The following is a 24,299-nucleotide window of genomic DNA, read 5'->3' on the forward strand; positions in this document are numbered from 1 at the left end:
GGGGAGCCGCTGCGCGCGGTGCCGGACAGGGCTGGTCATTGGGCGTCTGGGGGCTTGCCCCCACGCCTACGGCGCCGGGGGTGACGTTTCCTCCGCCGGGGTCGGGTCCGGGGACGGTGGGGGTGTCGACTCCGTTGGGGTCGGGTCCGGGGACGGTGGGGGTGTCGACTCCGTCGGAGTCGGGTCCGGGGACGGCCGTGGGGGCGTCGGGTCCGGGGACGAGGGCGGCGGCGTCGGCCGCGGATTCGAGGGCGGCTGGGTGGCCCGGCCATGTCCCCGCACCGCGATCACCGCTCCCGCCGGGTCGACCCCGATACGCGCCCGCCACGGCCCCGCCGGCTCCCGCTCGTGGTCCACGGACACGTACAGCGTGATCGACCGGCCGGGCTCCAGCGTGCCCGAGGTCTGGCTCAGGTACAGCCAGGACGCGTTCGTCCACGCCGACCAGGACACCGGCGAGTCACCCGTCGCGGTCAGGGTGACGACCGTCGTGCTGCCCGCCGGTCTCGCCTCCACCGTCAGCCGCCCCGCCCCGGCCTCCCCCGGCATCGACGTACCGCCGCTGACGACCTCGACCGACACGTCCGGGGAGGGGCCGCCCGCCGTGAAGCCGGGCTCGGGGGTCGTGCGGGCGTTGCCCGTGTTCTCGTACGCGGGTCCGCCGGCGTCGCCGCCCGGACCGGCGTACGGGCGGCCGCCGAGCCGGTCGGGGCCGTCCGCCTTGGTCGCCGTGACCGACGAGCCACCGGGGCTCTCGCCGGTGAACGGTGCGCCCCGGTACGCCGCCCAGAGCGCGAACACGGGGGCTGCGACGACGGTCGCCACGACCGTTGTCGTGACCGCCCGGGTCCGCAGCCGGTCGCGGCGCGCCGCGTGGTCCTTGGGGTCCAGCGGGAAGCCGTCGCGGCCGAACCGGGGTGCGCTCAGGCGCGCCCGTGGGACGTTCGCCATCGCCGCGTACGCCGCCGCCCGCGGCGCCTCGACCACGGGCAGCGCCGCGGGCGACGCCGTGACCGCACCCGGCCAGGGCTGGCCGGCCCCGACCCGCCCGGCCGAGCGGCGGCAGCGCGGGCAGTCGTCGACGTGACGTACGAGCTCGTGGCGCAGGGCCGCGCCGAGCAGCACCTGGTTGTCGCCGGTCAGCCGGGCGACGATCGGGCAACTGCCGCTCTCCACGACGGCGAGCGCGGCGCGGGTCCGCTCCACCTCGCAGGCCGCGGCGGCCAGCAGTTCCCGTGCGGCGGGATAGTCCATGCCGAGCACGGCGGCGACCTCGCGCGGGCCGAGGCCGTGGCGCACCGCGAGTTCCAGCGCCTCGCGCTGCTCGGGGGTGGTGCCCGCGGCCTCGGGCCAGGCGAGGAGTGCCAGCTCGCGCCGACGGCGTACGGCCGTCTCGTCCGGTGCGGCCGCGGCGCTCACGGGCCGGGGAGGGGCCGTGCGGTGGCCGCCGTGCGCCCCCTGCCTGCGCCGCTTCTGCTCCGCGACCCGGCGCAGGCAGGCCCATCTCGCCAGCGCGTACAGCCAGGCCTTGCGTTCCGGTTCGCGGGACGGGCAACGGGCGTGCTGCCGCTCGGAGATGGCGAGTACGTCACCGAGCACCGCCGTCGCCGCGTCGTGGTCGCAGAGCACGGACAGGCAGTAGGTGAACAGGCCGTCCAGATACGGTCCGTACCGTGTCGGCGGGGCCTGCGCCAGCGAGGGCCGGGGCGCACGGGTCTGCGCCCGGTGTGCGCCGGTGGTGTGCGTAGGGGGCTCCAGCCTGCTGCTCGTCACCCGGCGACCGTAGGCAACGGAGGCGGGTGCCTTAGTACCCCTTGAGCAGTTTTAACCCGTACGGGTGAACACATCCCTCAAAAGGGGACAGGAATCCGGGATTCCGGCCGCGGGGAGCGGGTGGGGACCGCGTGTCGGACCCGGCCTGTACGGTCACCACCATGGCTGCCCGTACATCTCGCTCATCCGCCAAGGACCGGCCGTCCTACCGTTGCGCCGAATGCGGGTGGACGACCGCCAAGTGGCTCGGCCGCTGCCCCGAATGCCAGGCCTGGGGCACGATCGAGGAAACCGGCGCGCCCGCCGTACGGACCACCGCGGCCGGCCGGGTGAGCACCGCCGCGCTCCCCATCGGCCAGGTCGACGGCCGCACCGCCACCGCACGCTCCACCGGGGTCGACGAGCTGGACCGCGTCCTGGGCGGCGGCCTGGTCCCCGGCGCCGTCGTGCTGCTCGCGGGCGAGCCGGGCGTCGGCAAGTCGACGCTGCTGCTCGACGTGGCCGCGAAGGCGGCGAGCGACGACCACCGCACGCTGTACGTGACCGCTGAGGAGTCCGCGAGCCAGGTGCGGCTGCGCGCCGACCGGATCGGCGCTCTGAACGATCATCTCTATCTCACCGCCGAGACCGACCTGTCCGCCGTCCTCGGGCACCTCGACGCGGTCAAGCCGTCCCTCCTCGTCCTCGACTCCGTCCAGACGGTCGCCTCGCCCGAGATCGACGGCGCGCCGGGCGGCATGGCCCAGGTCCGCGAGGTCGCGGGCGCGCTCATCCGGGCCTCCAAGGAGCGCGCCATGTCGACGCTGCTGGTGGGACACGTCACGAAGGACGGGGCGATCGCGGGGCCGCGCCTGCTGGAGCACCTCGTCGACGTCGTGCTGTCCTTCGAGGGCGACCGGCACGCGCGCCTGCGGCTCGTACGAGGAGTCAAGAACCGTTACGGCGCGACCGACGAGGTCGGCTGCTTCGAGCTGCACGACGAGGGCATCACGGGTCTCGCCGACCCCTCGGGGCTCTTCCTGACGCGGCGTGCCGAGGCGGTGCCGGGGACGTGCCTGACCGTCACACTCGAAGGGCGCCGCCCGCTGGTCGCGGAAGTGCAGGCGCTGACCGTCGACTCGCAGATCCCCTCCCCCCGGCGCACCACCTCGGGCCTGGAGACCTCGCGCGTGTCGATGATGCTCGCCGTGCTGGAGCAGCGCGGCCGCATCACCGCCCTCGGCAAGCGCGACATCTACAGCGCCACGGTGGGCGGCGTGAAGCTCACCGAGCCCGCCGCCGACCTCGCGATCGCGCTCGCGCTCGCCAGCGCCGCCAGCGACACCCCGCTCCCGAAGAACCTCGTCGCGATCGGTGAAGTGGGCCTCGCGGGAGAGGTCAGGAGGGTCACCGGGGTCCAGCGCAGACTGGCCGAGGCGCACCGTCTCGGCTTCACACACGCACTGGTCCCGGCCGATCCGGGGAAGGTCCCGGCCGGCATGAAAGTCACCGAGGTCGCGGACATGGGAGACGCCCTCCGCGTCCTTCCGCGCCGCTCTCGTCCACAGGCCCCACAAGGCGAGGAACAGCGCCGGTAGACTTTGCCCTGGTCTCGCCCACCCGTACGAGTACGCGAGGCGAAGTTCAGTGCCCCAAGGGCACCGCAACCGTGTGACCGGAGGAATGCAGTGGCAGCCATCGACCGGGCAGCAGCATCCGGGAAGTCCGGCGGAGGCTCGGGCACCGAAGCGCTGATGCGCGCCTCGCTGAGCGCCGTCGCGCCCGGCAAGGGGCTGCGCGACGGCCTGGAGCGCATCCTCCGCGGCAACACCGGCGGTCTCATCGTCCTCGGTATGGACAAAACCGTCGAATCGATGTGTACCGGTGGATTCGTGCTTGATGTGGAATTCACCGCGACCAGACTCCGCGAGCTGTGCAAGCTCGACGGGGCGCTGATCCTCGACAAGGACATCACCAAGATCCTGCGGGCCGGCGTCCAGCTCGTACCGGACGCGTCGATTCCCACCGAGGAGACCGGCACCCGCCACCGCACGGCGGACCGCGTCTCCAAGCAGTGCAACTTCCCCGTCGTCTCCGTCTCCCAGTCGATGCGTCTGATCGCGCTGTACGTCGACGGGGAGCGCCGCGTCCTGGAGGAGTCGGCGACGATCCTGTCCCGCGCCAACCAGGCGCTCGCCACGCTGGAGCGCTACAAGCTCCGCCTCGACGAGGTCGCGGGCACGCTGTCCGCGCTGGAGATCGAGGACCTGGTGACGGTCCGCGACGTGACGGCGGTGGCGCAGCGCCTGGAGATGGTGCGGCGTATCGCCACCGAGATCGCCGAGTACGTGGTGGAGCTGGGCACCGACGGGCGCCTTCTCTCCCTCCAGCTCGACGAGTTGATCGCGGGCGTCGAGCCGGAGCGCGAGCTGGTCGTACGGGACTACGTGCCGGAGCCCACGGCGAAGCGTTCCCGCACGGTCGACGAAGCGCTGACCGACCTGGACGCGCTGCCGCACACCGAGCTGCTCGAACTGCCCGTGGTGGCGCGTGCGCTGGGGTACAGCGGCTCGCCCGAGACACTGGACGCGGCGGTCTCGCCGCGCGGGTACCGGCTGCTGGCCAAGGTGCCGCGGCTGCCGGGCGCGATCATCGAGCGGCTCGTCGAGCACTTCGGCGGCCTGCAGAAGCTGCTCGCCGCGAGCGTGGACGACCTCCAGACGGTGGACGGCGTCGGCGAGGCGCGGGCGCGCTCGGTGCGCGAGGGCCTGTCGCGGCTGGCGGAGTCGTCGATCCTGGAACGTTACGTCTGAGTCCGCCGGCGCGGCGCTGCGGTCGCTCCTCTCGGGGCGTACCGCAGCGGTCAGTCCTTCTTCAGCGTGAAGGCCGCCGGTGACTTCGCGCCCGGCAGCTCCAGCAGGTAGGTCCCTTCGCCGACCGACGAGGCGGGCGGCGTCGCGCACTTCGGCGCGCTCTTCTTGAGGTCCCAGTCGACGGTGTGCTTGACGGTGCTGTGCGCGGGGACGCGGAGCAGCAGGCTGCCGGGGCCCTCGGGGCAGTCCTTGGAGGACCACACCGTCTTGTTGTCGTCGTCCGTGATCGTGAGTACGGCGGCCTTGGGGCCGAAGTCCATCTTGCAGGCGGCGCCCGAGGTGTTCTCGGCGATCACCTCGAACGTGGGCTTCTCGCCCGGCTCGTACTCGTTCTTGACGCTGCGCAGGGACAACTCCACGGTGGAGGCGTTGCAGTCGGGGAGACTGGAGCCGACCGGTACGCGCTGACCGCCACCGCCGCCGGCGCCACTGCCGCCGCCCGCTCCGGAGCCGCCCGCTCCGGAGCCACCGGTTCCACCGGAACCTTCGCCGCCGCCACCCGAGCCGGCGCCGTCGCTGCCGCCGTCACCACCACCGCCACTGCCGCCGTTGTCCGCGCCCGTACCGGCGTCTTCCCCACCGCCGCCGTCACCGCCGCCGCCGTCACCGCCGCCGCCGCCGTCACCGCTGCCGCCGTTGTCACCGCCCGTGCCGCCCGAGTCGTCGCGGCCGCCGGGGTCCTCGCTGATGGCGGGTCCCGACGAGTCCGGTCCCGGAGTGATGGTGGACGGCGCGGGAGTGGCGCCGCTGCGGGCATTCTCGTTCTTGTTGTCCTTGCCGCCCACGGACATGACGATCCATAGGATCACCAGCGCGAGCAGCACCAGCAGGGACAGCGCGACTGCCCTCCGGCGCCAGTAAATGGAGGAGGGAAGCGGCCCGACTGGATTGCGCATAGATCCCACGGCGCAAACTGTACGAGAGATCGCGGCCAACTCCTGCCCCACCCGCCGCCCGTGCCTCAACTTTTCACGATCATCATTCCGGACGCCCCCCGCCATCCCGCTGCCCCGCCACCACCCCTGTCTTCCGCCGGGGCAAGGCTACGTACCGAGCCTCGCCCGGCCGTGCGGCGAAACGTGTCAGGATCGGGGGTGCCATGACTGCGACAAGTGAAATCACCCCGAGCGCCACGAACGCCGCCGCCACCGCCGCCCTCCACACCCCCGTCATCGCGTGGTTCGACGCGAACGCCCGCGACCTGCCCTGGCGCCGCCCCGAGGCCGGTGCCTGGGGCGTGATGGTCAGCGAGTTCATGCTCCAGCAGACGCCGGTCAGCCGGGTGCTCCCGGTGTACGAGCAGTGGATGGAACGCTGGCCGAGCCCCGCCGAACTGGCCGCCGACTCCCCCGGTGAAGCGGTCCGGGCGTGGGGCAGGCTCGGCTATCCGCGCCGCGCGCTGCGGCTGCACGGCGCGGCCGTGGCGATAAGGGACCGGCACAACGGCGACGTACCGAGCGACCACGGTCAGCTCCTGGCACTGCCCGGCATCGGCGAGTACACGGCCGCGGCCGTCGCCTCCTTCGCGTACGGGCAGCGGCACGCCGTCCTCGACACGAACGTCCGCCGGGTCTTCGCCCGTGCGGTCACCGGCATCCAGTACCCGCCGAACGCCACCACCGCCGCCGAGCGCCGGCTCGCCCGTTCCCTCCTGCCCGAAGAGGAGGCGAGGGCGGCCCGCTGGGCCGCCGCCTCGATGGAGCTCGGCGCGCTCGTGTGCACCGCGAAGAGTCCGGACTGCGGGGCCTGCCCCGTCTCGCAGCAGTGCGCGTGGCGGCTGGCGGGCAAGCCCGCGCACGTGGGGCCGCCGCGGCGCGGTCAGACGTACGCCGGTACGGACCGCCAGGTGCGCGGCAAGCTGCTCGCCGTACTGCGGGAAGCGGCCGGGCCGGTGGGGCAGGCAGCGCTCGACGCGGTGTGGCACGAACCGGTGCAGCGGGCGCGGGCACTGGACGGGCTGGTCGCGGACGGGCTGGTGGAGCCGCTGGAGAACGGCGTCTACCGGCTCCCCGCCGGCTGACCACAGCCGGACCGCGACCCGAACACATCTCCGTTACACAACCGATGGACAGCCGTGCGTCTGCCGAGGGCTGACCCGCACAGTGCCGTGACAACGCCTCCGTAGCGTCATCGCCGTAAGCAAGCAGGTCACGGGGTCTGTTTGTCAGTGGGACGGAGGCGGTTCTGACATGGCGCACGGCGAGGTGCTCGAATTCGAAGAGTACGTACGCACTCGGCAGGATGCTCTGCTGCGGAGCGCCAGGCGTCTGGTCCCCGACCCGGTGGACGCCCAGGACCTGCTCCAGACCGCTCTGGTGCGTACGTACGGCCGCTGGGACGGCATAGCGGACAAGTCGCTGGCCGACGCCTACCTGCGCCGCGTCATGATCAACACGCGGACCGAGTGGTGGCGGGCCCGCAAGCTCGAAGAGGTGCCCACCGAGCAGCTGCCGGACGCGAGCGTCGAGGACGGCACCGAGCAGCGCGCGGACCGCGCGCTGCTGATGGACATACTCGGCGTACTGGCTCCCAAGCAGCGCAGCGTAGTCGTGCTGCGACACTGGGAGCAGATGAGCACCGAGGAGACGGCCGCGGCCCTGGGCATGTCGGCAGGTACGGTCAAGAGCACGCTGCACCGGGCGCTGGCCCGTCTCCGGCAGGAGCTGGAGAGCCGCGAACTGGACGCGCACGCCCTGGAGCGTGCGGAGCAGGGTGACGAACGGGGGATGGAGCGTTGCGCGGCCTAGGCAGGGGCGGCAGGTTCACAGCGGCGGCGGGTGGCACGGCGGTGGCCGGTGTCGCCGCCGTCGGCCTGTTCGTGGTGGCGTGCAACGCCGGGGGGACGGGCGCGCGGGACGCGGGTCCGGCGCGTACGGACCCGGTGGCCAGGGCGACTCCATCGGCGGGCGAGCCGTCGCCGCCCGCCACCAAGCGGGTGGACCCGGTGGCGCTGCTGCGGGGCGATCCGAAGGTCAGCGACACGGTGAAGCGGGACCTGAAGCCGTGCGTGAAGGACGAGTACCCGGTCGACACGTCGTACGGGAAGCTGACCGGCGGGCCCGCGAATGACGTCGTGGTGAATGTGATGACGTGTGGGGACGCTGTGGGCGTGGGGACGTATGTGTACCGCGAGGACGGGGACGCGTACGAGAATGTCTTCGCCGCCGAGGCCCCCGCGGTCTACGCGGAGATCGACCGCGGCGACCTGGTGCTGACGAAGCCGGTGTACGGGAAAGACGACCCGATGGCGTATCCGTCCGGCGAGGAAGTCATCACGTACCGCTGGGCCGGGAGCAAGTTCACCGTGCACGACCAGGTGCACAACGACTTCAGCCGCGCGGTCGGCGGGGACGGTGACGCGGGCGGGTCCGAGCCCGCCGCGACCGCTGCGCCGGAGAACTGAGAGACCTGACCACCTGAGAGGTCGTTTCATCCTGTTGTTTCATCCTGGGATGCGGCTTTGATGTGCTGGTGTCGGGTCGCGCCCAAACCAAACACCACCTCACAGAACCACCTCAGAGAACAGAGAGCAACGGATGGCCGAGACCCATGTCCTGTTCGTGGAGGACGACGACGTCATCCGCGAGGCAACCCAGCTCGCGCTGGAGCGCGACGGCTTCGTGGTCACCGCCATGCCCGACGGGCTTTCCGGTCTCGATGCCTTCCGCAGGGACCGGCCGGACATCGCGCTGCTCGATGTGATGGTGCCGGGCCTGGACGGTGTGAGCCTGTGCCGGCGCATCAGGGACGAGTCGACGGTGCCGGTGATCATGCTGTCGGCGCGTGCCGACTCGATCGATGTCGTACTGGGCCTGGAGGCGGGGGCCGACGACTATGTGACGAAACCTTTCGACGGGGCGGTGCTCGTGGCGCGCATCCGCGCGGTGCTGCGCCGCTTCGGGCATGCGGGCGGGCCGGCGGGCGGGACGTACGACGACGGCGCGGCGCCGGCCGGCGGGCTGCTCGTCTTCGGTGACCTGGAGGTCGACACCGAGGGCATGGAGGTCCGCAAGGGCGGTGTGCCGGTCGGCCTGACGCCGACGGAGATGCGGCTGCTGCTGGAGTTCTCGTCCGCGCCGGGCACGGTGCTGTCGCGCGACAAGCTGCTGGAGCGGGTCTGGGACTACGGGTGGGGCGGGGACACGCGGGTCGTGGACGTCCATGTGCAGCGGCTGCGTACCAAGATCGGCCAGGACCGCATCGAGACGGTCCGGGGCTTCGGCTACAAGTTGAAGGCATGACGTCCGACCCCGCCCGGCGACTTCCGCGCCCCGGAACCGGGTGCGGAGCGCCACACACCCCACCGCACCGCGTCCGCACACAGAACGGGGCCCCCGCACCATGCGCCTAGCCCTGCGCACCGGCGTTCGCTGGAAGATCAGCATCGCCATCGCCGCCGTCGGCGCGCTCATCGCCGTCGCGCTCAGCCTCGTCGTGCACAACGCCGCCCGCGTCTCGATGCTCGACAACGCCCGCGACGTACAGATCGAGCGCCTGCAGTTCGCCCAGCGGTGGTACGAGTCCTCACGCGAGCCCAGGTTCGGCACCAAGCTCAACGACCCGGCTCTGCCCGAAGAGCTCAAGGCGAGCATGGCGAACGGCCGCCGGGCCACCTACGTGTCGGACCGCCCCAACGGCGTGCCCGACGTATGGGCCGCCGCCCCCCTCGGCAACGGCGACGTCCTGTCGCTGCACACCCCGTTCACCGACCGCAGCGCCGCCATCATGGACGAGGTCGACCGCGCCCTGGTCATCGGCTCGGTCTCGGTCGTCTTCTGCGGCTGCGCGCTCGGCGTGCTGATCGGCGGCCAGCTCTCCCGCCGCCTGCGCAAGGCGGCCGCCGCGGCGGGCAAGGTCGCGCAGGGCAACACCGAGGTGCGGGTACGGGACGCTGTCGGCGGCGTCGTACGCGACGAGACGGACGAGCTCGCGCGCGCCGTCGACGCCATGACCGACGCGCTCCAGGAGCGGCTCGAAGCGGAGCGGCGCGTGACGGCGGACATCGCCCACGAGCTGCGCACTCCGGTCACCGGCCTGCTCACCGCGGCCGAGCTGCTGCCTCCCGGCCGCCCCACCGAACTCGTACGGGACAGGGCACAGGCGATGCGGACGCTCGTCGAGGACGTACTGGAGGTGGCGCGGCTCGACAGCGCGGCCGAACGGGCCGAGCTCCAGGAGATCGCGCTCGGTGAGTTCGTGAGCCGCCGGGTCGCGCTCCTCCACCCGGACGCGGTGGTCCGTGTGGTGCACGAGTCGTGGGTGAACACCGATCCGCGCCGCCTGGAACGCATCCTCGGCAACCTCCTCGGCAACGCCGCCAAACACGGCAAGGCGCCCTTCGAGGTCACGGTCGAGGGACGCGTCGTACGGGTGCGCGACCACGGGCCGGGGTTCCCCGAGGCGCTGCTCAAGGAGGGGCCGAGCCGTTTCCGTACGGGCAGCAGTGACCGGGCGGGCCACGGGCACGGTCTGGGCCTGACCATCGCGTCCGGCCAGGCCCGCGTCCTCGGGGCCCGCCTCACCTTCCGCAACGCGCAGCAGGACGGCGGGGCGATCGCGGTGCTGTGGCTGCCGGAACACGCGCCGACCACGACCGGCAGTTTCCCGGTCGTCCAGCTCCCGGACGTCGGCTCGCGCCACTGACGACGGCCGGCCCCCGGCGCGAACGCCAGGGGCCGCGGTGAGACCGTGCCGGGCGGAGTGTCGAGCCGGGCCGGCCGCCGGCTCAGGCGGTTCGCGTCACCGCCGCCCGACCGGGCCCGCCGCAACGGCACCCGCACCCGCACCCGCATCCGCATCCGCACCGCCACCGCCATCGCCATCGGCACCCGCACCCGCACCCGCACCGGCACCGGCACCGTGCGCTGCCTGCGGCCCCGCGCCCCGCAGCGGCACCTCCTTCACGAAGAAGGCCGCCACGAACCCGATCACCGCGATGATCCCGGCCAGCAGGAACGCCGCCTGCGTACCGGAAGCCACCGCGAACTGATACGCCTCGCGCACCTGCTCCGGCAGCTTCGCCAGGCTCGCCGCGTCGAGCTGCGCCGACTGCTGGGTGGCGGCGGATCCCCCGCGCTCGGCCATCGCGTCCTGCACCCGGCTGGTGAAGAGCGCGCCCATGATCGAGACGCCGAAGGAGCTTCCGAGCGTACGGAAGAGAGTGGTCGACGAGGACGCGACGCCCATGTCCTTCATCTCGACGCTGTTCTGCGCGACGAGCATCGTGATCTGCATCAGGAAGCCCATGCCGGCGCCCAGTACGGCCATGTACAGGCCCGAGGTGAGCCGCGAGGTCCCGGTGTCCATCTGGGCGAGCAGCAGCAGCCCGGCGACCATCAGTCCGCCGCCCAGGATGGGGAAGATCTTGTACTTGCCGTTGTGGGTGGTCATCCGGCCCGCGATCAGCGAGACGACCATCATCGACATCAGCATCGGCAGCAGGAGCAGGCCGGAGTTGGTCGCCGAAGCGCCCTGGACGGACTGCTGGAACAGCGGCAGGAAGAGCACCGCGCCGAACATCACGAAGCCGGTCAGGAAGCCGATCACCGACATGAGCGTGAAGTTGCGGTTGCGGAAGATGTGCAGCGGCATGATCGGCTCGGCTGCCCTGGACTCGACGAAGAGGAAACCGACGAGTGCGGCGACACCGACCGCGATGAGCTCCATGATGATGGCCGAGGACCAGGCGTACTCCGTACCGCCCCAGGTCGTGACCAGCACGATCGCCGTGATGCCGACCGTCAGCAGCGCCGCGCCGAGGTAGTCGATCCGCGCCTGCGACCGCTCCTTCCGGGGCAGATGCAGTACGGCGGTGACCATCGCCAGCGCGACCGCGCCGAGCGGCAGGTTGATGTAGAAGCTCCAGCGCCAGCCCAGGTGGTCGGTGATGGTGCCGCCGACGAGCGGCCCGCCGATCATGGCGAGCGCCATCACGCCGGCCATCATGCCCTGGTACTTGCCGCGCTCCCGTGGCGGAATCAGGTCACCGATGATCGCCATGACGCCGACCATGAGACCGCCCGCGCCGAGCCCCTGAAGGGCACGGAAGCCGATCAGCTGGCCCATGTCCTGGGCCATTCCGCTGAGCACGGATCCGACGAGGAAGACGACGATGGCGGTGAGGAAGATGCCCTTGCGTCCGTACAGGTCACCGAGCTTGCCCCAGATGGGCGTGGACGCGGCCGTGGCCAGGGTGTACGACGTAACGACCCAGGACAGGTGCTCCAGGCCGCCGAGCTCGCCCACGATGGTCGGCATGGCGGTGCCGATGATCATGTTGTCGAGCATGGCCAGCAGCATCGCGATCATGAGCGCGAGGAGCACCACGCGCACACTGCGCGGCTGGGCCTCCTTCGCCTGTTTCTTCTCTTCCCCCTGCTTCACCTTCACCTGTGGCTTCATCGTGACCATGATCCCCGCTCCCCGTCCCCCGGCTACTTACTTGCCGCCCGGCAAGTTGACTACACTGGGGAAGGTAGACCCCTACTAGCCGGGCGTCAAGTAAGTTTTCTTGGGAGAGCAGCGTGTCCAGAGGCAACACTCGTCAGCGCATTCAGGACGTCGCCATGGAGCTCTTCGCCGAGCAGGGCTACGAGAAGACCTCGCTGCGCGAGATCGCCGAGCGGCTCGACGTCACGAAGGCGGCGCTCTACTACCACTTCAAGACCAAGGAAGACATCATCGTCAGCCTCTTCCAGGACCTGACCAGGCCCATGGACGAGCTGATCGCCTGGGGGCAGGAGCAGCCGCGCACCCTGGAGACGAAGAAGGAGATCCTGGCCCGCTACAGCCAGGCGCTCGCCGCCGCGGCCCCGCTCTTCCGGTTCATGCACGAGAACCAGGCGACGATGCGCGACCTGAGCATCGGCGAGACCTTCAAGGAGCGCATGCTCGTGCTGCTGGAGCTGGTCAAGGACCCGGAGGCGGTGCTGACCGACCAGGTCCGGTGCGTCAGCGCGCTCTTCACGATGCACGCGGCGATGTACGCACTCAGGGACGCCGAAGGCGACCCCGAGGAGAAGCGCAAGGCTGCTCTCGAAGTCGCCATCGATCTGGTGAGCCAGGCACACGGCCAGGCTCCGGGGGGCACACGCTGACGCGGGTGTCACACGCTGTTTTTACGTGTCAGACGCTGACGCGGGTCAGACGCTGACGCCCTCCGCGCGGAGGAACGACACCGGGTTGATCGCAGTGCCGTAGTTCGGCGTCGTACGGATCTCGAAGTGCAGGTGCGGGCCACTGGAGTTTCCGGTGTTGCCGGAGAGGCCGATGCGCTCGCCGGTCTTGACCTTCTGACCGGGGTACACGTTGACCTTCGACAGGTGCGCGTACTGCGAGTACGTGTTGTTGTCGTGCTTGACCACGATCGCGTTGCCGTACGCCGGGCCGTCGCCGGCGCCGTTCGGGCCCGCCTTCACGACGGTGCCGCCGTGCACGGCGTCGACCGGCGTGCCGGTGGGCACCGCGAAGTCCTGGCCGGAGTGCTTGCTGGCCCACATGCCGCCGCCCTTGCCGTACGTCGCGCTGAGCGAGTAGTGCTGGACCGGCTTCATCCAGGAGGATGCCTTCTTGGCCTGCGCCTTCTTCGCGGCGGCGGCCTTGGCCGCGGCCTTCTTCAGGTCCGCGGCCTTCTTCGCGTCGGCGGCGGCCTTCTTCGCGCTGGCGGCGGCCTTGGCCTGAACCTGGGCCTGCTTCTCGACGGCCGCGGCCGCGGTCCCCTCGGCGGCGAACGCCACGCCCGCCGTGCCGAGCATCATCGACGCGCCGAGCCCGGCGGCCACGACGGCGTTGCGGCGGGTACGGACGGACGAGGAGCGGGCGCGGGAGAACATGTCGAACTTCGTCATACGGGGGGAACCTCCGGGCGTGAGTGAACCCGGCAGACCGCCGGGCTGGCTTCACATTGGTAACCCGCGCTCCCGCCGCACCCAAAATGGCTCATCTACTACCAATGGCCGTATTAACGCCATCAACTATTCGACTCTTGACGCAATCCGCCGCACTCTGCAGAACCAGCGAAATAAAGCGACTTCGCCCGGTTTAACCCCACGCCAGACCGCCCCAAACCAGCCATGCGCACTGGCTCCCGTCGCCACCTCCCCCTTGGGCCGAAAGTCCTGCCGCCCACGGCCCGAAAGTCCCTCCCCCGGCGTGCCACAGGCCCACTACTGCGCCTCGTAGAGGCCAAAACGCCTGTGCGCCTTGTCACCGAGACACCCCCCGATACGCTGATCAACTGGACAGCACAGGCCCAGGGGGGACGGCACGTGGATCCCGCAGTAATCGGCACTCGCCTCGCATCGAGCGTGGCCGGACCACTGATCAGGAAGCTCTTCGTGGCTCAGGGCCCGGGCGCCGGCCTGGTCGAGAAACCGACGCGCCTGGCCGGTTACGTGTCCTTCCGAGGCGAGAAGCGCACCCTCACCCGCTCCGACCTGCGCAAACTCTCAGCCGAGCTGGTCAGGCAGGCGCTCCGCACGGGCGAGCGCCCGCTGCCCGCCGACGAGGAACAAGCGGTCGTGGACGCCCTCACCACCACGCTGTACGCCCTGGGAGACCTCACCCTCACCGACGTCGAGGCTGTCGACCTGGGCCACACAGCCCTGGCGGCCGAACTGCGCCGCGCGAGCCCCGGACCGGAACGCCACCTGTCGGCCGACGCGACGTACTTCTACGAGCGCCTCCTGGCCGCCACCTGCCTGCACATCCTCCACTTCTTCACCCAGCGCTCGGCCTTCGTCGCGGCGACCCTGGTCGCGCAGAGCCGCCGCCAGAGCGAACTGATCGCCAGGGTCGACACCCTCATCGCCCGCAGCCCCCTGCCGGGAGCGCAGGACGTGGCCTTCGAGCAGCGCTACCTGGCGCACATGGCGAAGAAGCACAGCAAGCTGACGATCTACGGCATCGACCTGAGCAACTCACCGGGGAAGTGGCCGCTGGACGCGGCGTATCTGAGCCTGGAGGCGACGGCTCACGTGCCGGCCACAGACGAGCCGTGGTTTGCTGCCCCCGCTCTCGCGGAGAGCCAGTTCATGGCGGACGGGCTCGGATCCCAGCACCGCAGCCCGTGGTTCGCCGAGGTGATGCCCCACGCCCTCGCCCCCCGCCCCGCCGACCAGGCCCTCGCCGACCACGAACGCGTCCTGCTGCGCGGCGAGGCCGGCTCCGGCAAGACCACACTGATCCAGTGGCTGGCGGTCTCCGCCGCCCGCCGGCACAGCGCCGACCGGATGGCGTACCTCCACGACCGCATCCCCTTCGTCCTCCCCCTGCGCACCCTGACCCGCCACGGCGAGCGCCTCCCCGCCCCCAAGGACTTCCTGGCCGCGGTCGGCTCCCCGCTCGCCGGCGAACAGCCCACCGGCTGGGAGTCCCGTGTACTGGCGGCGGGCCGCGCCCTCGTGCTCGTCGACGGCATCGACGAGATCCCGGAAGCCGAACGCTCCCGTACCCGCGCATGGCTGAGCGACCTGATCGACGCCTGTCCGGGCAACCGCTGGCTGGTCACCTCCCGCCCCTCCGCCGTACGCGAGGACTGGCTGGCGGACGAGGGCTTCACGGAACTGACCCTCTCCGCCATGAGCCGGGCCGACGTGGCGGCATTCATCACACGCTGGCACGCGGCGGCCCGTACCGGCTCACAGGACGAGGACGCGGCCCTGGTCTCGTACGAGCGTCAACTCCTGGCAGCGGTACGCGCGAAACCCGACCTGGGCCGCCTCGCCACCAACCCCCTGATGTGCGGCCTGATCTGCGCCCTGCACCGCGACCGGCACGGTTTCCTGCCCCTCGGCCGCAAGGACCTCTACACGGCGGCGCTTTCCATGCTGCTGGTACGCCGCGACCGCGAACGGGACATGGGCGTACCGGAACTGCGCGAAGAGCCGCAGATCCAGTTCCTCCAGCGGCTGGCGTACTGGCTGATCCGCAACGGCCGCACGGAGATGGACCGTACGCGAGCGGAAAGCATCATCGCCGACACCCTCCCCGCCGTGCCGGAGGTCGCGGCGCTGGGCGACGCGAAGGCGGTCTTCACCCACTTCCTGCACCGGAGCGGCCTGCTCCGTCAACCGGGCCCGGGAACGGTCGACTTCATCCACCGCACCTTCCAGGACTTCCTCGGCGCGCGTGCCGCCGTCGACGAGGGCGACTTCGGCGTCCTGGTCGGGCACGCGGCGGACGACCAGTGGGAGGACGTCATCCGCATGGCGGTGGCGCACGCGCGCCCGCGAGAACGGGCGCAGTTCTTCACGGACCTGCTGTCCTACGGCGACAGCCACGCGGACGCCGCGGTACGCACCCGAGTCCACCTCCTTGCGGCAGCCTGCCTCGAAGACGCCGCCGAACTCTCCCCGGCCGTACGCCAGGAGGTCCAACACCGCGCGGCGGCCCTCATCCCACCGGCCCACGCGCAGGCGGCCCGCGAGCTCGCGGCGGCCGGTCCGGTGATCCTGGACCTGCTGCCGGGTCCGGAAGGGCTGGACGAACCCACAGCCGCGCGTGTGGTCATCGCCGCGTCCCATGTCACCTCGGACCGTGCGATTCCGTACCTGGCCCGTTTCGCCGGGCACAAAAGCCCGCGCGTCCGGGCTCAGCTCATCTGGTCCTGGGCCCGGTTCGACACCGGCGCGTACGCCGAGGAGGTCATCGCCCACATCGACCCCACGGGCGTGTACTTCACCGCCACGACGGACGAGCACCTCGCGGCCCTGCGGGCACTCGGTACCCGGCCGATGCTCGATGCGAGAGGTGATCTCTCCGAACACGCCCTGCGGACGTACACGGCCGAGGCCTCGCTCACCCTTGCCCGCATCCGCGAGAACCCGTCGCTGCGGGACCTGTCGTTCCTTCAGGGCCAGAGCGGACTGTCCGGCCTGTTCGTCTCCGAGTGCCCCAAGCTGACGGACCTCACGGGACTCGACGGGCTGCCCCTCCACATGCTCACCCTGGACCGGATCGGCGACGCCGCTCTCGGCCCGCTGTCATCCCTGGAAGGCCTGCAGACCCTCACCCTGATGGGAGACGAGATCCGCTGGTCCATGAGGGACCTCCCCTCACGCGCCCCCTTTGATTCGCTCAACCTGCAGGACGCGGCCAGGCCTGCCGACGGGCTGTGCGGACTCCGCACCTACAGCGAGACCTTGGAAGCCCTCTACTTGGGCTTCCGGTGCACACCCCAGGACCCGGAAGAGTGGGTGGAGATCAGCCGACTGCCGAAGCTGTCGACCCTCTCGGCAACCGGCGACTTCCTTGCCCGAGCCCCTCAGGCCCTGACCATCGCGCCCGTCACGGACTTCTGGCTCCACAGCGAAACGCCGGGGCCCTCGCTCGACAGAGTCCCGGAACTCTTCCCCCACCTCACGGAACTGATGCTCAATGGCCCCAGCCAGGAGCCTTTCGACGTCACGCCCCTCGCGTCCCTGACCGAGCTTCAGGTCATCCACTTTCCCAGCGGCACCCACACCGTGCGCGGCCTCGACCGCCTCCCCGAGGACATCCGGGTGTACGGGCTTCCCGGCCGGTCGCGCTGACACCACACGCCCTTCCCTCCCTCTGCGGGCATCACCCCAATGCCCGCGCAGCCCTCGTACGCGCCCGCCCGTACCGGTGCCTGACCACAGAACACCGGGACGGGCGCGGCCGGGCGTCCTTCCGGCGGCCGTCCCCGTCCGGGATGCTGCGTGCCATGAGTAGACCCGTGATTCGAGCGAAGCGCCCAGCGCGCCGTACCCGCGTCTGGATCTGGCCCCTGGCCGTCGCCCTCGCCTGCACGCTCACATGGAGTTCACCCGCCACGACCGCCGCCGGCCCCTCCGACACCGGCATCAAGGGCGCCATCGACACGATCCTCACCGACGCCCGCCTCGACGGCGGCGCCGCGAGCGTCGTCGTGGCCGACGCCGCCACCGGCGAGACGCTCTACCAGCGCGACGGCGCCGACCGCCTCATGCCCGCCTCCAACACCAAGCTGCCCACCTCCGCCGCCGCCATGGCTCTCCTCGGCCCCGACTACCGCTACCGTACGGACGCCCTCGCCACCGGCAGCCGCCATGGCTCCGTACTCCGCGGCGACCTCTACCTGCGCGGCACCGGTGACCCCACCACCCTCGCCAAGGACTACGACGAACTCGCCGCCCGGGTCGCCCGGTCCGGCATCAAACGGATCACCGGGCGGCTGATCCCCGACGACACCCGCTTCGACACCCAGCGCCTCGGCCGCTCCTGGGCCGCCGATGACGAGTCGTCGTACTACTCCGCTCAGATCTCGGCACTCACCGTCGCTCCGGACACCGACTACGACTCCGGAACGGTCATCGTCACGGCCTCCCCCGGCGCCGCACCCGGCGCCGCGCCGAAACTCACCCTCACCCCGCCCACGGACTACGTCGACCTCGACATCCGCGCCACGACCGTCCCCGCCGGCCGGCCGGGCACCCTCACGGTCGAACGCCGGCACGGCTCGAACACGATCAGCGTCACCGGAGACATCCCCGTCGGCGCGAACGCCACCAAGCAGTGGGTCACCGTCTGGGAGCCGACGGGTTACGCCGCCGCCGTCTTCGCCGACGCGCTGACCGCCCACGGCGTACGCGTCACGGGCCCCACGCGGCTGAGCCGCCCCACCCCCAAGAACGCCAAGCCCCTCGCCACGCACACCTCCATGCCGCTCAAGGAGCTGATGCGTCCCTTCATGAAGCTGTCCAACAACATGCACGCCGAGGCCCTCACCAAGACCATCGGCTACGAGACGGCGGGCAGCGGCACCTGGAGCGCCGGCCTCGCCGGCATCTCGTCGTACCTCAGGAAGGAAGGCGTGGACACGGCCGCTCTCCGCCAGGTCGACGGCTCCGGCCTGTCCCGCATGAACAACATCCCGGCCGCCCAGTTCGCCAGGCTTCTCCTCGCGGTACGCACCGCGCCCTGGTATGCCGACTGGTACGAGTCGCTCCCCGTCGCCTGCGGCCCGGACCGCATCATCGGCGGCACCCTCCGTTCCCGCATGTGCAAGACCCCCGCCGCCCTGAACGCCCGCGCGAAGACCGGCTCCCTGACCGGCGCCTCCGGCCTCTCCGGGTACGTCACGGACGCGGGCGGCCGCGAGCTGGTCTTCAGCATCGTCCTCAACAACTACCTGGCCTCCTCGGTGAAGAGCATCGAGGACGCGATCGTGACCACCCTCGCCTCCTCGACCAGGACCAGCACGACCCTCGTACGCCCAGCCACCCGGCGCGCTGCTGCCGCCACCGACACCACCGTCGAATGCTCCTGGCGCAAGCCCGCCCTCTGCTGAAACAGCGGCATCAGCAGCAGCAAAAAAGGGTGGCCCCGGAACCAATGGTTCCGAGGCCACCCCTTCAAGCGCTCAAGCGCGCTTCACGCGCCGTTACGCGTCCTTCGACATGTTCGGGCCGGCGCTGCCGCCCGTTGCCTGCTCGATCGGGGGGACGTCGGGCAGAGCCGACTTCTCCTCGCCGCGGAAGGTGAACGCCTTCGCGTCACCCTCGCCCTCGACATCGACGACCACGATGTGGCCGGGACGCAGCTCGCCGAAGAGGATCTTCTCGGACAGGATGTCCTCGATCTCCCGCTGGATCGTCCGGCGCAGCGGCCGGGCGCCCATGACCGGGTCGTAGCCCTTCTTCGCGAGCAGCGACTTGGCTTCCGAGCTGAGCTCGATGCCCATGTCGCGGTCCTTCAGGCGCTCGTCCACCTTGGCGAGCATGAGGTCGACGATCTGGATGATGTCTTCCTCGGTGAGCTGGTGGAAGACGACCGTGTCGTCGACACGGTTGAGGAACTCGGGGCGGAAGTGCTGCTTCAGCTCTTCGTTGACCTTGTTCTTCATCCGCTCGTAACCGGTCTTGACGTCGCCCGCAGCCGCGAAGCCCAGGTTGAAGCCCTTGGAGATGTCCCGGGTCCCGAGGTTGGTCGTCATGATGATGACCGTGTTCTTGAAGTCCACGACCCGGCCCTGGGAGTCGGTCAGACGACCGTCTTCCAGAATCTGGAGCAGGGAATTGAAGATATCGGGGTGGGCCTTCTCGACCTCGTCGAAGAGAACGACGGAGAACGGCTTACGGCGCACCTTCTCGGTGAGCTGGCCGCCCTCTTCGTATCCCACGTAACCGGGGGGAGAACCGAAGAGACGGGAAACCGTGTGCTTCTCACTGAACTCCGACATGTCGAGGGAGATCAGTGCGTCCTCGTCGCCGAAGAGGAATTCGGCGAGCGTCTTGGAAAGCTCGGTCTTACCGACACCGGACGGGCCGGCGAAGATGAACGAGCCACCGGGGCGCTTCGGGTCCTTCAGACCGGCTCGCGTACGGCGGATCGCCTGCGAGAGGGCCCTGATGGCGTCCTTCTGGCCGATGACGCGCTTGTGCAGCTCGTCCTCCATGCGCAGCAGGCGGGAAGACTCTTCCTCGGTGAGCTTGAAGACCGGGATGCCCGTGGCCGTGGCCAGGACCTCGGCGATCAGTTCCTCGTCCACCTCGGCGACGACGTCCATGTCGCCGGCCTTCCACTCCTTCTCGCGCTTGGTCTTGGCCGCGAGGAGCTGCTTCTCCTTGTCGCGCAGAGAAGCCGCCTTCTCGAAGTCCTGCGAGTCGATCGCGGACTCCTTGTCCCTGCGGACACCGGCGATCTTCTCGTCGAACTCACGGAGGTCCGGCGGTGCGGTCATCCGGCGGATGCGCATCCGGGAACCGGCCTCGTCGATCAGGTCGATCGCCTTGTCCGGCAGGAAGCGGTCCGAGATGTAGCGGTCGGCCAGGGTGGCCGCCGCGACCAGCGCCGAGTCCGTGATGGACACGCGGTGGTGCGCCTCGTAACGGTCGCGCAGGCCCTTGAGGATCTCGATCGTGTGGGGGAGGGAAGGCTCCGCCACCTGGATCGGCTGGAAGCGGCGCTCAAGCGCGGCGTCCTTCTCAAGGTGCTTGCGGTACTCGTCGAGCGTCGTCGCACCGATGGTCTGGAGCTCACCACGGGCGAGCATCGGCTTCAGGATCGAAGCCGCATCGATCGCGCCCTCGGCGGCGCCCGCACCCACCAGGGTGTGGAGCTCGTCGATGAACAGGATGATGTCGCCGCGGGTGCGGATCTCCTTCAGGACCTTCTTCAGGCGCTCCTCGAAGTCACCGCGGTAGCGGGAACCGGCGACGAGCGCGCCGAGGTCGAGGGTGTAGAGGTGCTTGTCCTTGAGGGTCTCGGGCACCTCGCCCTTGACGATGGCCTGCGCCAGGCCCTCGACGACCGCCGTCTTTCCGACGCCGGGCTCGCCGATGAGGACCGGGTTGTTCTTGGTACGGCGGGACAGCACCTGCATGACCCGCTCGATCTCCTTCTCGCGCCCGATGACCGGGTCGAGCTTGGATTCGCGGGCGGCCTGCGTCAGGTTGCGGCCGAACTGGTCCAGGACGAGCGAGGTCGAGGGCGTGCCCTCGGCCGGGCCGCCGGCAGCGGCGGTCTCCTTGCCCTGGTAACCGGAGAGCAGCTGGATGACCTGCTGCCGCACCCGGTTCAGATCGGCGCCCAGCTTCACGAGGACCTGGGCGGCGACGCCCTCGCCCTCGCGGATCAGGCCGAGCAGGATGTGCTCTGTACCGATGTAGTTGTGGCCGAGCTGGAGGGCCTCGCGGAGCGACAGCTCCAGGACCTTCTTGGCACGAGGGGTGAAGGGAATGTGACCGGACGGAGCCTGCTGGCCCTGCCCGATGATCTCCTCCACCTGCTGGCGGACCGCCTCGAGCGAAATCCCGAGGCTCTCCAGGGCCTTAGCGGCGACACCCTCACCCTCGTGGATAAGGCCCAGGAGGATGTGCTCGGTGCCGATGTAGTTGTGGTTGAGCATCCGGGCTTCTTCCTGAGCCAGGACGACAACCCGCCGCGCGCGGTCGGTGAACCTCTCGAACATCGTTAATCGCTCCTCAGAGCGGTCGGTCAGTGAGGGGTCGGTCCCCTCCCAGTCCTTCCGCATGCTAGTCCCGTAGGACGGGACAGCTCATTCCAACTGCCGACATCCGTCCGGATCACCCCCGCCTCCGCGGGGAATCGAGCTGCCGAACAGCCGACACCTGCTCCAACCTGATGGTGGGAGACGATGTTCCCGCAGGCCAAGCAGATACCCGTTCATCCACTACGCCCATGGCGAACGTGAGACGTTTCCTCAGGCGTGTCGGCCCTTCCCACTAGGAATGTCTTACCCGTAAGCACTGACACTCCATGCGGCGCGCGCCTGTTCCCTCAGCTAAGGGCGAACATTCTTGCGCCGCCGAATGACCCCAGGCGCTCCCGCGTCATCAACACAGCGCAGTCGGCAGCGGACGCTGCGTAACCCCGAGGCGTTTCAGGAGTTGCTCCGGACATGACGCCCACGGTTCCGTTCCCGCGCACGCCGCCCGAAGACGGGGTCGCGCAGTGGTACGCACACGAGCTCGGCTGGGCCACCGCGGCGAGCGGCGACGGTCGCCCGGTGCAACTGCTGACCGGCCTGCGCTTCGACGTACTGGAGCTGCCTGCGGACGCGGGTTTCGCTGTACTGCGGCGTCACGCGGGGCTCAGGTGTCCCGTCGCGCTGGCCGGGCGGCTGATGCGGCTGCTGGTGGCCGCGGGAAGCGCCGAGGAACTCCCCGGGCTCCTCGACTGGCTGGAGTGGGGCGGCGTCGCCCTGGACCTGCGCGTGCTGGGCGCGGGCGGACGGATGACCGCGCCCTCACCGCCCGGCTGGGCCGGCGCGCAGGGGGCCGCCGTATGGCTGCGGCCCCCCGAGCCGCGGCACGAGGTGGAACCGACACTTCCGGCTTTCGCCGGACTCGGGTGCCGTGGGGAAACACCCGATCTCGTACGTCTTGTGGGCACGGCGGCGACGGAATGCCACCGGGCCCGGTTGTCGCGTACGAATTCCGCTCACGCGAATGCTCAGCCGTTGGCCTTCTCGTAGGCCTCACGGATGTCGGCCGGGACACGGCCGCGGTCATTCACGTTGTAACCGTTCGCCTTGGCCCACTTACGGATCTCGGCGGTGTTCTGGTTGCCGCCCGCGGCAGCGGCGCGCGCCTTGCCGCGACCCGAAGCCGCACGGCCACCGGTGCGTCGGCCGCTCTTGGTGTACGGGTCGAGCAGACCACGGAGCTTGTCCGCGTTCGCGGTGGTGAGGTCGATCTCGTAGGTCTTGCCATCCAGAGCGAACGTCACGGTCTCGTCCGCCTCGCCACCGTCGAGGTCATCGACAAGAAGGACCTGAACCTTCTGTGCCACCGGATTTCCTTTCATCGAAAATGCAGTACGCGGAAAGGAAACCGCTTTTCCCTGAAAAACACAAACCCCCGGTGGAGGTTCAGTACCTCTAGAAGACGGGAAACGTGCGCGTTTCGGACATAGGGCTCCGGCCGCTTCTGTCGATCACAGGTGCAGAAGCATCCGGCTGTTGCCCAAGGTGTTCGGCTTCACTCGTTCGAGTCCCAGGAACTCCGCTACGCCCTCGTCATAGGAACGCAGCAGCTCGCTGTAGACATCTCCGTCGACCGGCGCCTCTCCGATCTCCACGAAGCCGTGCTTCATGAAGAACTCGACTTCGAAGGTGAGGCAGAAAACCTTGCGCACCCCGAGCCAGCGCGCGGTCTGGAGCAGCTTGTCCAGTACTTGATGCCCCACTCCGGCGCCCTTGAAGGCGGGATCGACGGCGAGAGTTCGCACTTCGGCGAGGTCTTCCCACATCACGTGCAGCGCGCCGCAGCCGACGACTGCGGCGTCCTCGTCGCGTTCGGCGACCCAGAACTCCTGGATGTCCTCGTAAAGCGTCACGTTCGCTTTGTCGAGCAGGATCCGCTTCTGCGCGTACGTGTCGACGAGACTGCGCACGGAGGGCACATCACTGGTCCTCGCCCGCCGGACGGTGATGGCTTTTCGCTCTGACGGCATACGTCGACGCTATCGCCCCGGACCCGGTGGACTCTCGGCGCCCTCTGCCGGACCCGCGGGTGGTTCTGTCGCGGGATCGGCGCGCTGAACGACGCGCATCGCGTCCTCAAGAGCCTCGCGCTGCTCCGCCGACATCATGCCGAAGAAGGCGACAAGAGCCGCTGCGGGGTTGTCACTCGTCGACCAGGCTTCGTTCATCAGTGCGGCCGAGTAGGCGGCGCGGGTGGAGACAGCCGTATATCGATAGGCCCGCCCCTCGACTTCCCTGCGGACCCAGCCCTTCTGATGGAGATTGTCCATTACGGTCATGACCGTGGTGTAGGCGATGGACCGTTCCTTCTGAAGGTCTTCAAGGACTTCCCGGACGGTGACCGGTCGGTTCCACTGCCACACGCGCGTCATGACGGCGTCTTCCAGCTCTCCCAATTGGCGAGGCACAGCGCCACCATAGTAGGAGATTTCGGTAATGGCTGGTTATTTGCGCAGCGAAAAGGGCGTACGGCTCGGAATGAGCCGTACGCCCTTGTGAAGCGCTCGGTGAAGCACGGGCAGGACGGCGGTCAGGCGTCGCCGGTCTTCGGCGCACCCGCCTGGCGGGCGGACTCCGCCCGGGCCATGGTGGCGTCCACGGCCGCGTCTTCCTTGGCCTTGTTGGAACCACCCTGCGTCTTGACGATCGTCGTGACCAGGGCGATGAAGAACGCGGCCATCACCACGGGGGGCAGGAGCGCGGAAACGTAGTCCATGCCGTCCAGA

At 70.0% G+C, this 24,299-nt stretch carries 20 protein-coding genes; 11 read left to right on the forward strand and 9 right to left on the reverse strand.

Going from position 1 to position 24,299, the window contains the following annotated elements:
- Positions 1-66: 66 nt before the first annotated feature.
- Complete coding sequence (locus tag G412_RS0100070; RefSeq protein WP_028810279.1) at positions 67-1,773, reverse strand: BACON domain-containing protein; 1,707 nt, start codon at positions 1,771-1,773, stop codon at positions 67-69.
- Positions 1,774-1,934: 161 nt separating this feature from the next.
- Between G412_RS0100070 and radA the strand changes: the two genes are divergently transcribed.
- Complete coding sequence (gene radA / locus G412_RS0100075; RefSeq protein WP_028810280.1) at positions 1,935-3,350, forward strand: DNA repair protein RadA; 1,416 nt, start codon at positions 1,935-1,937, stop codon at positions 3,348-3,350.
- A gap of 90 nt (positions 3,351-3,440) precedes the next feature.
- Positions 3,441-4,565 carry a DNA integrity scanning diadenylate cyclase DisA gene (gene disA / locus G412_RS0100080; protein WP_028810281.1) on the forward strand — a complete coding sequence of 375 codons (1,125 nt, stop codon included), beginning with the start codon at positions 3,441-3,443 and terminating at the stop codon, positions 4,563-4,565.
- 50 nt (positions 4,566-4,615) lie between these two features.
- On the opposite strand, the gene G412_RS0100085 is transcribed toward disA, so the two are convergent.
- Positions 4,616-5,530: a hypothetical protein gene (locus G412_RS0100085; RefSeq protein WP_078606692.1), complete on the reverse strand. Its 915-nt coding sequence runs from the start codon at positions 5,528-5,530 to the stop codon at positions 4,616-4,618.
- A 194-nt stretch (positions 5,531-5,724) separates the two neighbouring features.
- On the opposite strand from G412_RS0100085, the gene G412_RS0100090 reads away from it, so the two are divergent.
- From G412_RS0100090 to cseC, 5 genes are all read left to right on the forward strand, one after another.
- Entirely contained in the window at positions 5,725-6,645 is a 921-nt protein-coding gene (locus G412_RS0100090; protein ID WP_028810283.1) for an HhH-GPD family protein, read from the forward strand.
- A 169-nt stretch (positions 6,646-6,814) separates the two neighbouring features.
- Positions 6,815-7,372 (forward strand): SigE family RNA polymerase sigma factor, encoded by a 558-nt coding sequence (locus G412_RS0100095; protein ID WP_028810284.1) that lies wholly within the window; start codon positions 6,815-6,817, stop codon positions 7,370-7,372.
- A gap of 41 nt (positions 7,373-7,413) precedes the next feature.
- Positions 7,414-8,028: a hypothetical protein gene (locus G412_RS0100100; protein WP_028810285.1), complete on the forward strand. Its 615-nt coding sequence runs from the start codon at positions 7,414-7,416 to the stop codon at positions 8,026-8,028.
- A gap of 133 nt (positions 8,029-8,161) precedes the next feature.
- Complete coding sequence (gene cseB / locus G412_RS0100105) at positions 8,162-8,866, forward strand: two-component system response regulator CseB (protein WP_028810286.1); 705 nt, start codon at positions 8,162-8,164, stop codon at positions 8,864-8,866.
- 100 nt (positions 8,867-8,966) lie between these two features.
- On the forward strand, positions 8,967-10,268 hold the full coding sequence (cseC, locus tag G412_RS0100110; RefSeq protein ID WP_028810287.1) for a two-component system sensor histidine kinase CseC: 1,302 nt from the start codon (positions 8,967-8,969) through the stop codon (positions 10,266-10,268).
- 96 nt (positions 10,269-10,364) lie between these two features.
- Here the strand turns inward: cseC and G412_RS32650 are convergent, their stop codons facing one another.
- Complete coding sequence (locus tag G412_RS32650) at positions 10,365-12,026, reverse strand: MDR family MFS transporter (protein WP_078606736.1); 1,662 nt, start codon at positions 12,024-12,026, stop codon at positions 10,365-10,367.
- Between the two features lie 164 nt (positions 12,027-12,190).
- Between G412_RS32650 and G412_RS0100120 the strand changes: the two genes are divergently transcribed.
- Complete coding sequence (locus G412_RS0100120) at positions 12,191-12,721, forward strand: TetR/AcrR family transcriptional regulator (protein ID WP_051338012.1); 531 nt, start codon at positions 12,191-12,193, stop codon at positions 12,719-12,721.
- Between the two features lie 45 nt (positions 12,722-12,766).
- On the opposite strand, the gene G412_RS0100125 is transcribed toward G412_RS0100120, so the two are convergent.
- Positions 12,767-13,471, reverse strand: a complete 705-nt coding sequence (locus tag G412_RS0100125) for a M23 family metallopeptidase (protein WP_051338013.1) — start codon at positions 13,469-13,471, stop codon at positions 12,767-12,769.
- Positions 13,472-13,891: 420 nt separating this feature from the next.
- On the opposite strand from G412_RS0100125, the gene G412_RS32655 reads away from it, so the two are divergent.
- Both G412_RS32655 and dacB read left to right on the forward strand, forming a co-directional pair.
- A complete protein-coding gene (locus G412_RS32655) occupies positions 13,892-17,155 on the forward strand; it encodes an NACHT domain-containing protein (RefSeq protein WP_051338014.1) in 3,264 nt (1,087 codons plus the stop codon).
- Positions 17,156-17,310: 155 nt separating this feature from the next.
- Positions 17,311-18,915 (forward strand): D-alanyl-D-alanine carboxypeptidase/D-alanyl-D-alanine endopeptidase, encoded by a 1,605-nt coding sequence (dacB, locus tag G412_RS0100135; RefSeq protein WP_028810290.1) that lies wholly within the window; start codon positions 17,311-17,313, stop codon positions 18,913-18,915.
- 93 nt (positions 18,916-19,008) lie between these two features.
- On the opposite strand, the gene G412_RS0100140 is transcribed toward dacB, so the two are convergent.
- Positions 19,009-21,537 (reverse strand): ATP-dependent Clp protease ATP-binding subunit, encoded by a 2,529-nt coding sequence (locus tag G412_RS0100140; RefSeq protein ID WP_028810291.1) that lies wholly within the window; start codon positions 21,535-21,537, stop codon positions 19,009-19,011.
- A gap of 450 nt (positions 21,538-21,987) precedes the next feature.
- Here G412_RS0100140 and G412_RS0100145 point away from each other — a divergent pair, with 450 nt between their 5' ends.
- Complete coding sequence (locus tag G412_RS0100145) at positions 21,988-22,563, forward strand: SCO3374 family protein (RefSeq protein ID WP_028810292.1); 576 nt, start codon at positions 21,988-21,990, stop codon at positions 22,561-22,563.
- Here the strand turns inward: G412_RS0100145 and G412_RS0100150 are convergent.
- From G412_RS0100150 to G412_RS0100165, 4 genes are all read right to left on the reverse strand, one after another.
- Entirely contained in the window at positions 22,542-22,880 is a 339-nt protein-coding gene (locus G412_RS0100150; RefSeq protein WP_028810293.1) for a histone-like nucleoid-structuring protein Lsr2, read from the reverse strand. The two genes, G412_RS0100145 and G412_RS0100150, sit on opposite strands and share 22 nt — an antisense overlap.
- 144 nt (positions 22,881-23,024) lie before the next feature.
- Complete coding sequence (locus G412_RS0100155; protein ID WP_051338015.1) at positions 23,025-23,543, reverse strand: amino-acid N-acetyltransferase; 519 nt, start codon at positions 23,541-23,543, stop codon at positions 23,025-23,027.
- A gap of 9 nt (positions 23,544-23,552) precedes the next feature.
- Positions 23,553-23,981 (reverse strand): BlaI/MecI/CopY family transcriptional regulator, encoded by a 429-nt coding sequence (locus G412_RS0100160; protein WP_028810295.1) that lies wholly within the window; start codon positions 23,979-23,981, stop codon positions 23,553-23,555.
- Positions 23,982-24,103: 122 nt separating this feature from the next.
- Positions 24,104-24,289: a hypothetical protein gene (locus tag G412_RS0100165; RefSeq protein ID WP_028810296.1), complete on the reverse strand. Its 186-nt coding sequence runs from the start codon at positions 24,287-24,289 to the stop codon at positions 24,104-24,106.
- Positions 24,290-24,299: the final 10 nt, after the last annotated feature.

Origin of the sequence: Streptomyces flavidovirens DSM 40150 (assembly GCF_000429085.1) — a bacterium.
Lineage (GTDB): Bacteria > Actinomycetota > Actinomycetes > Streptomycetales > Streptomycetaceae > Streptomyces > Streptomyces flavidovirens.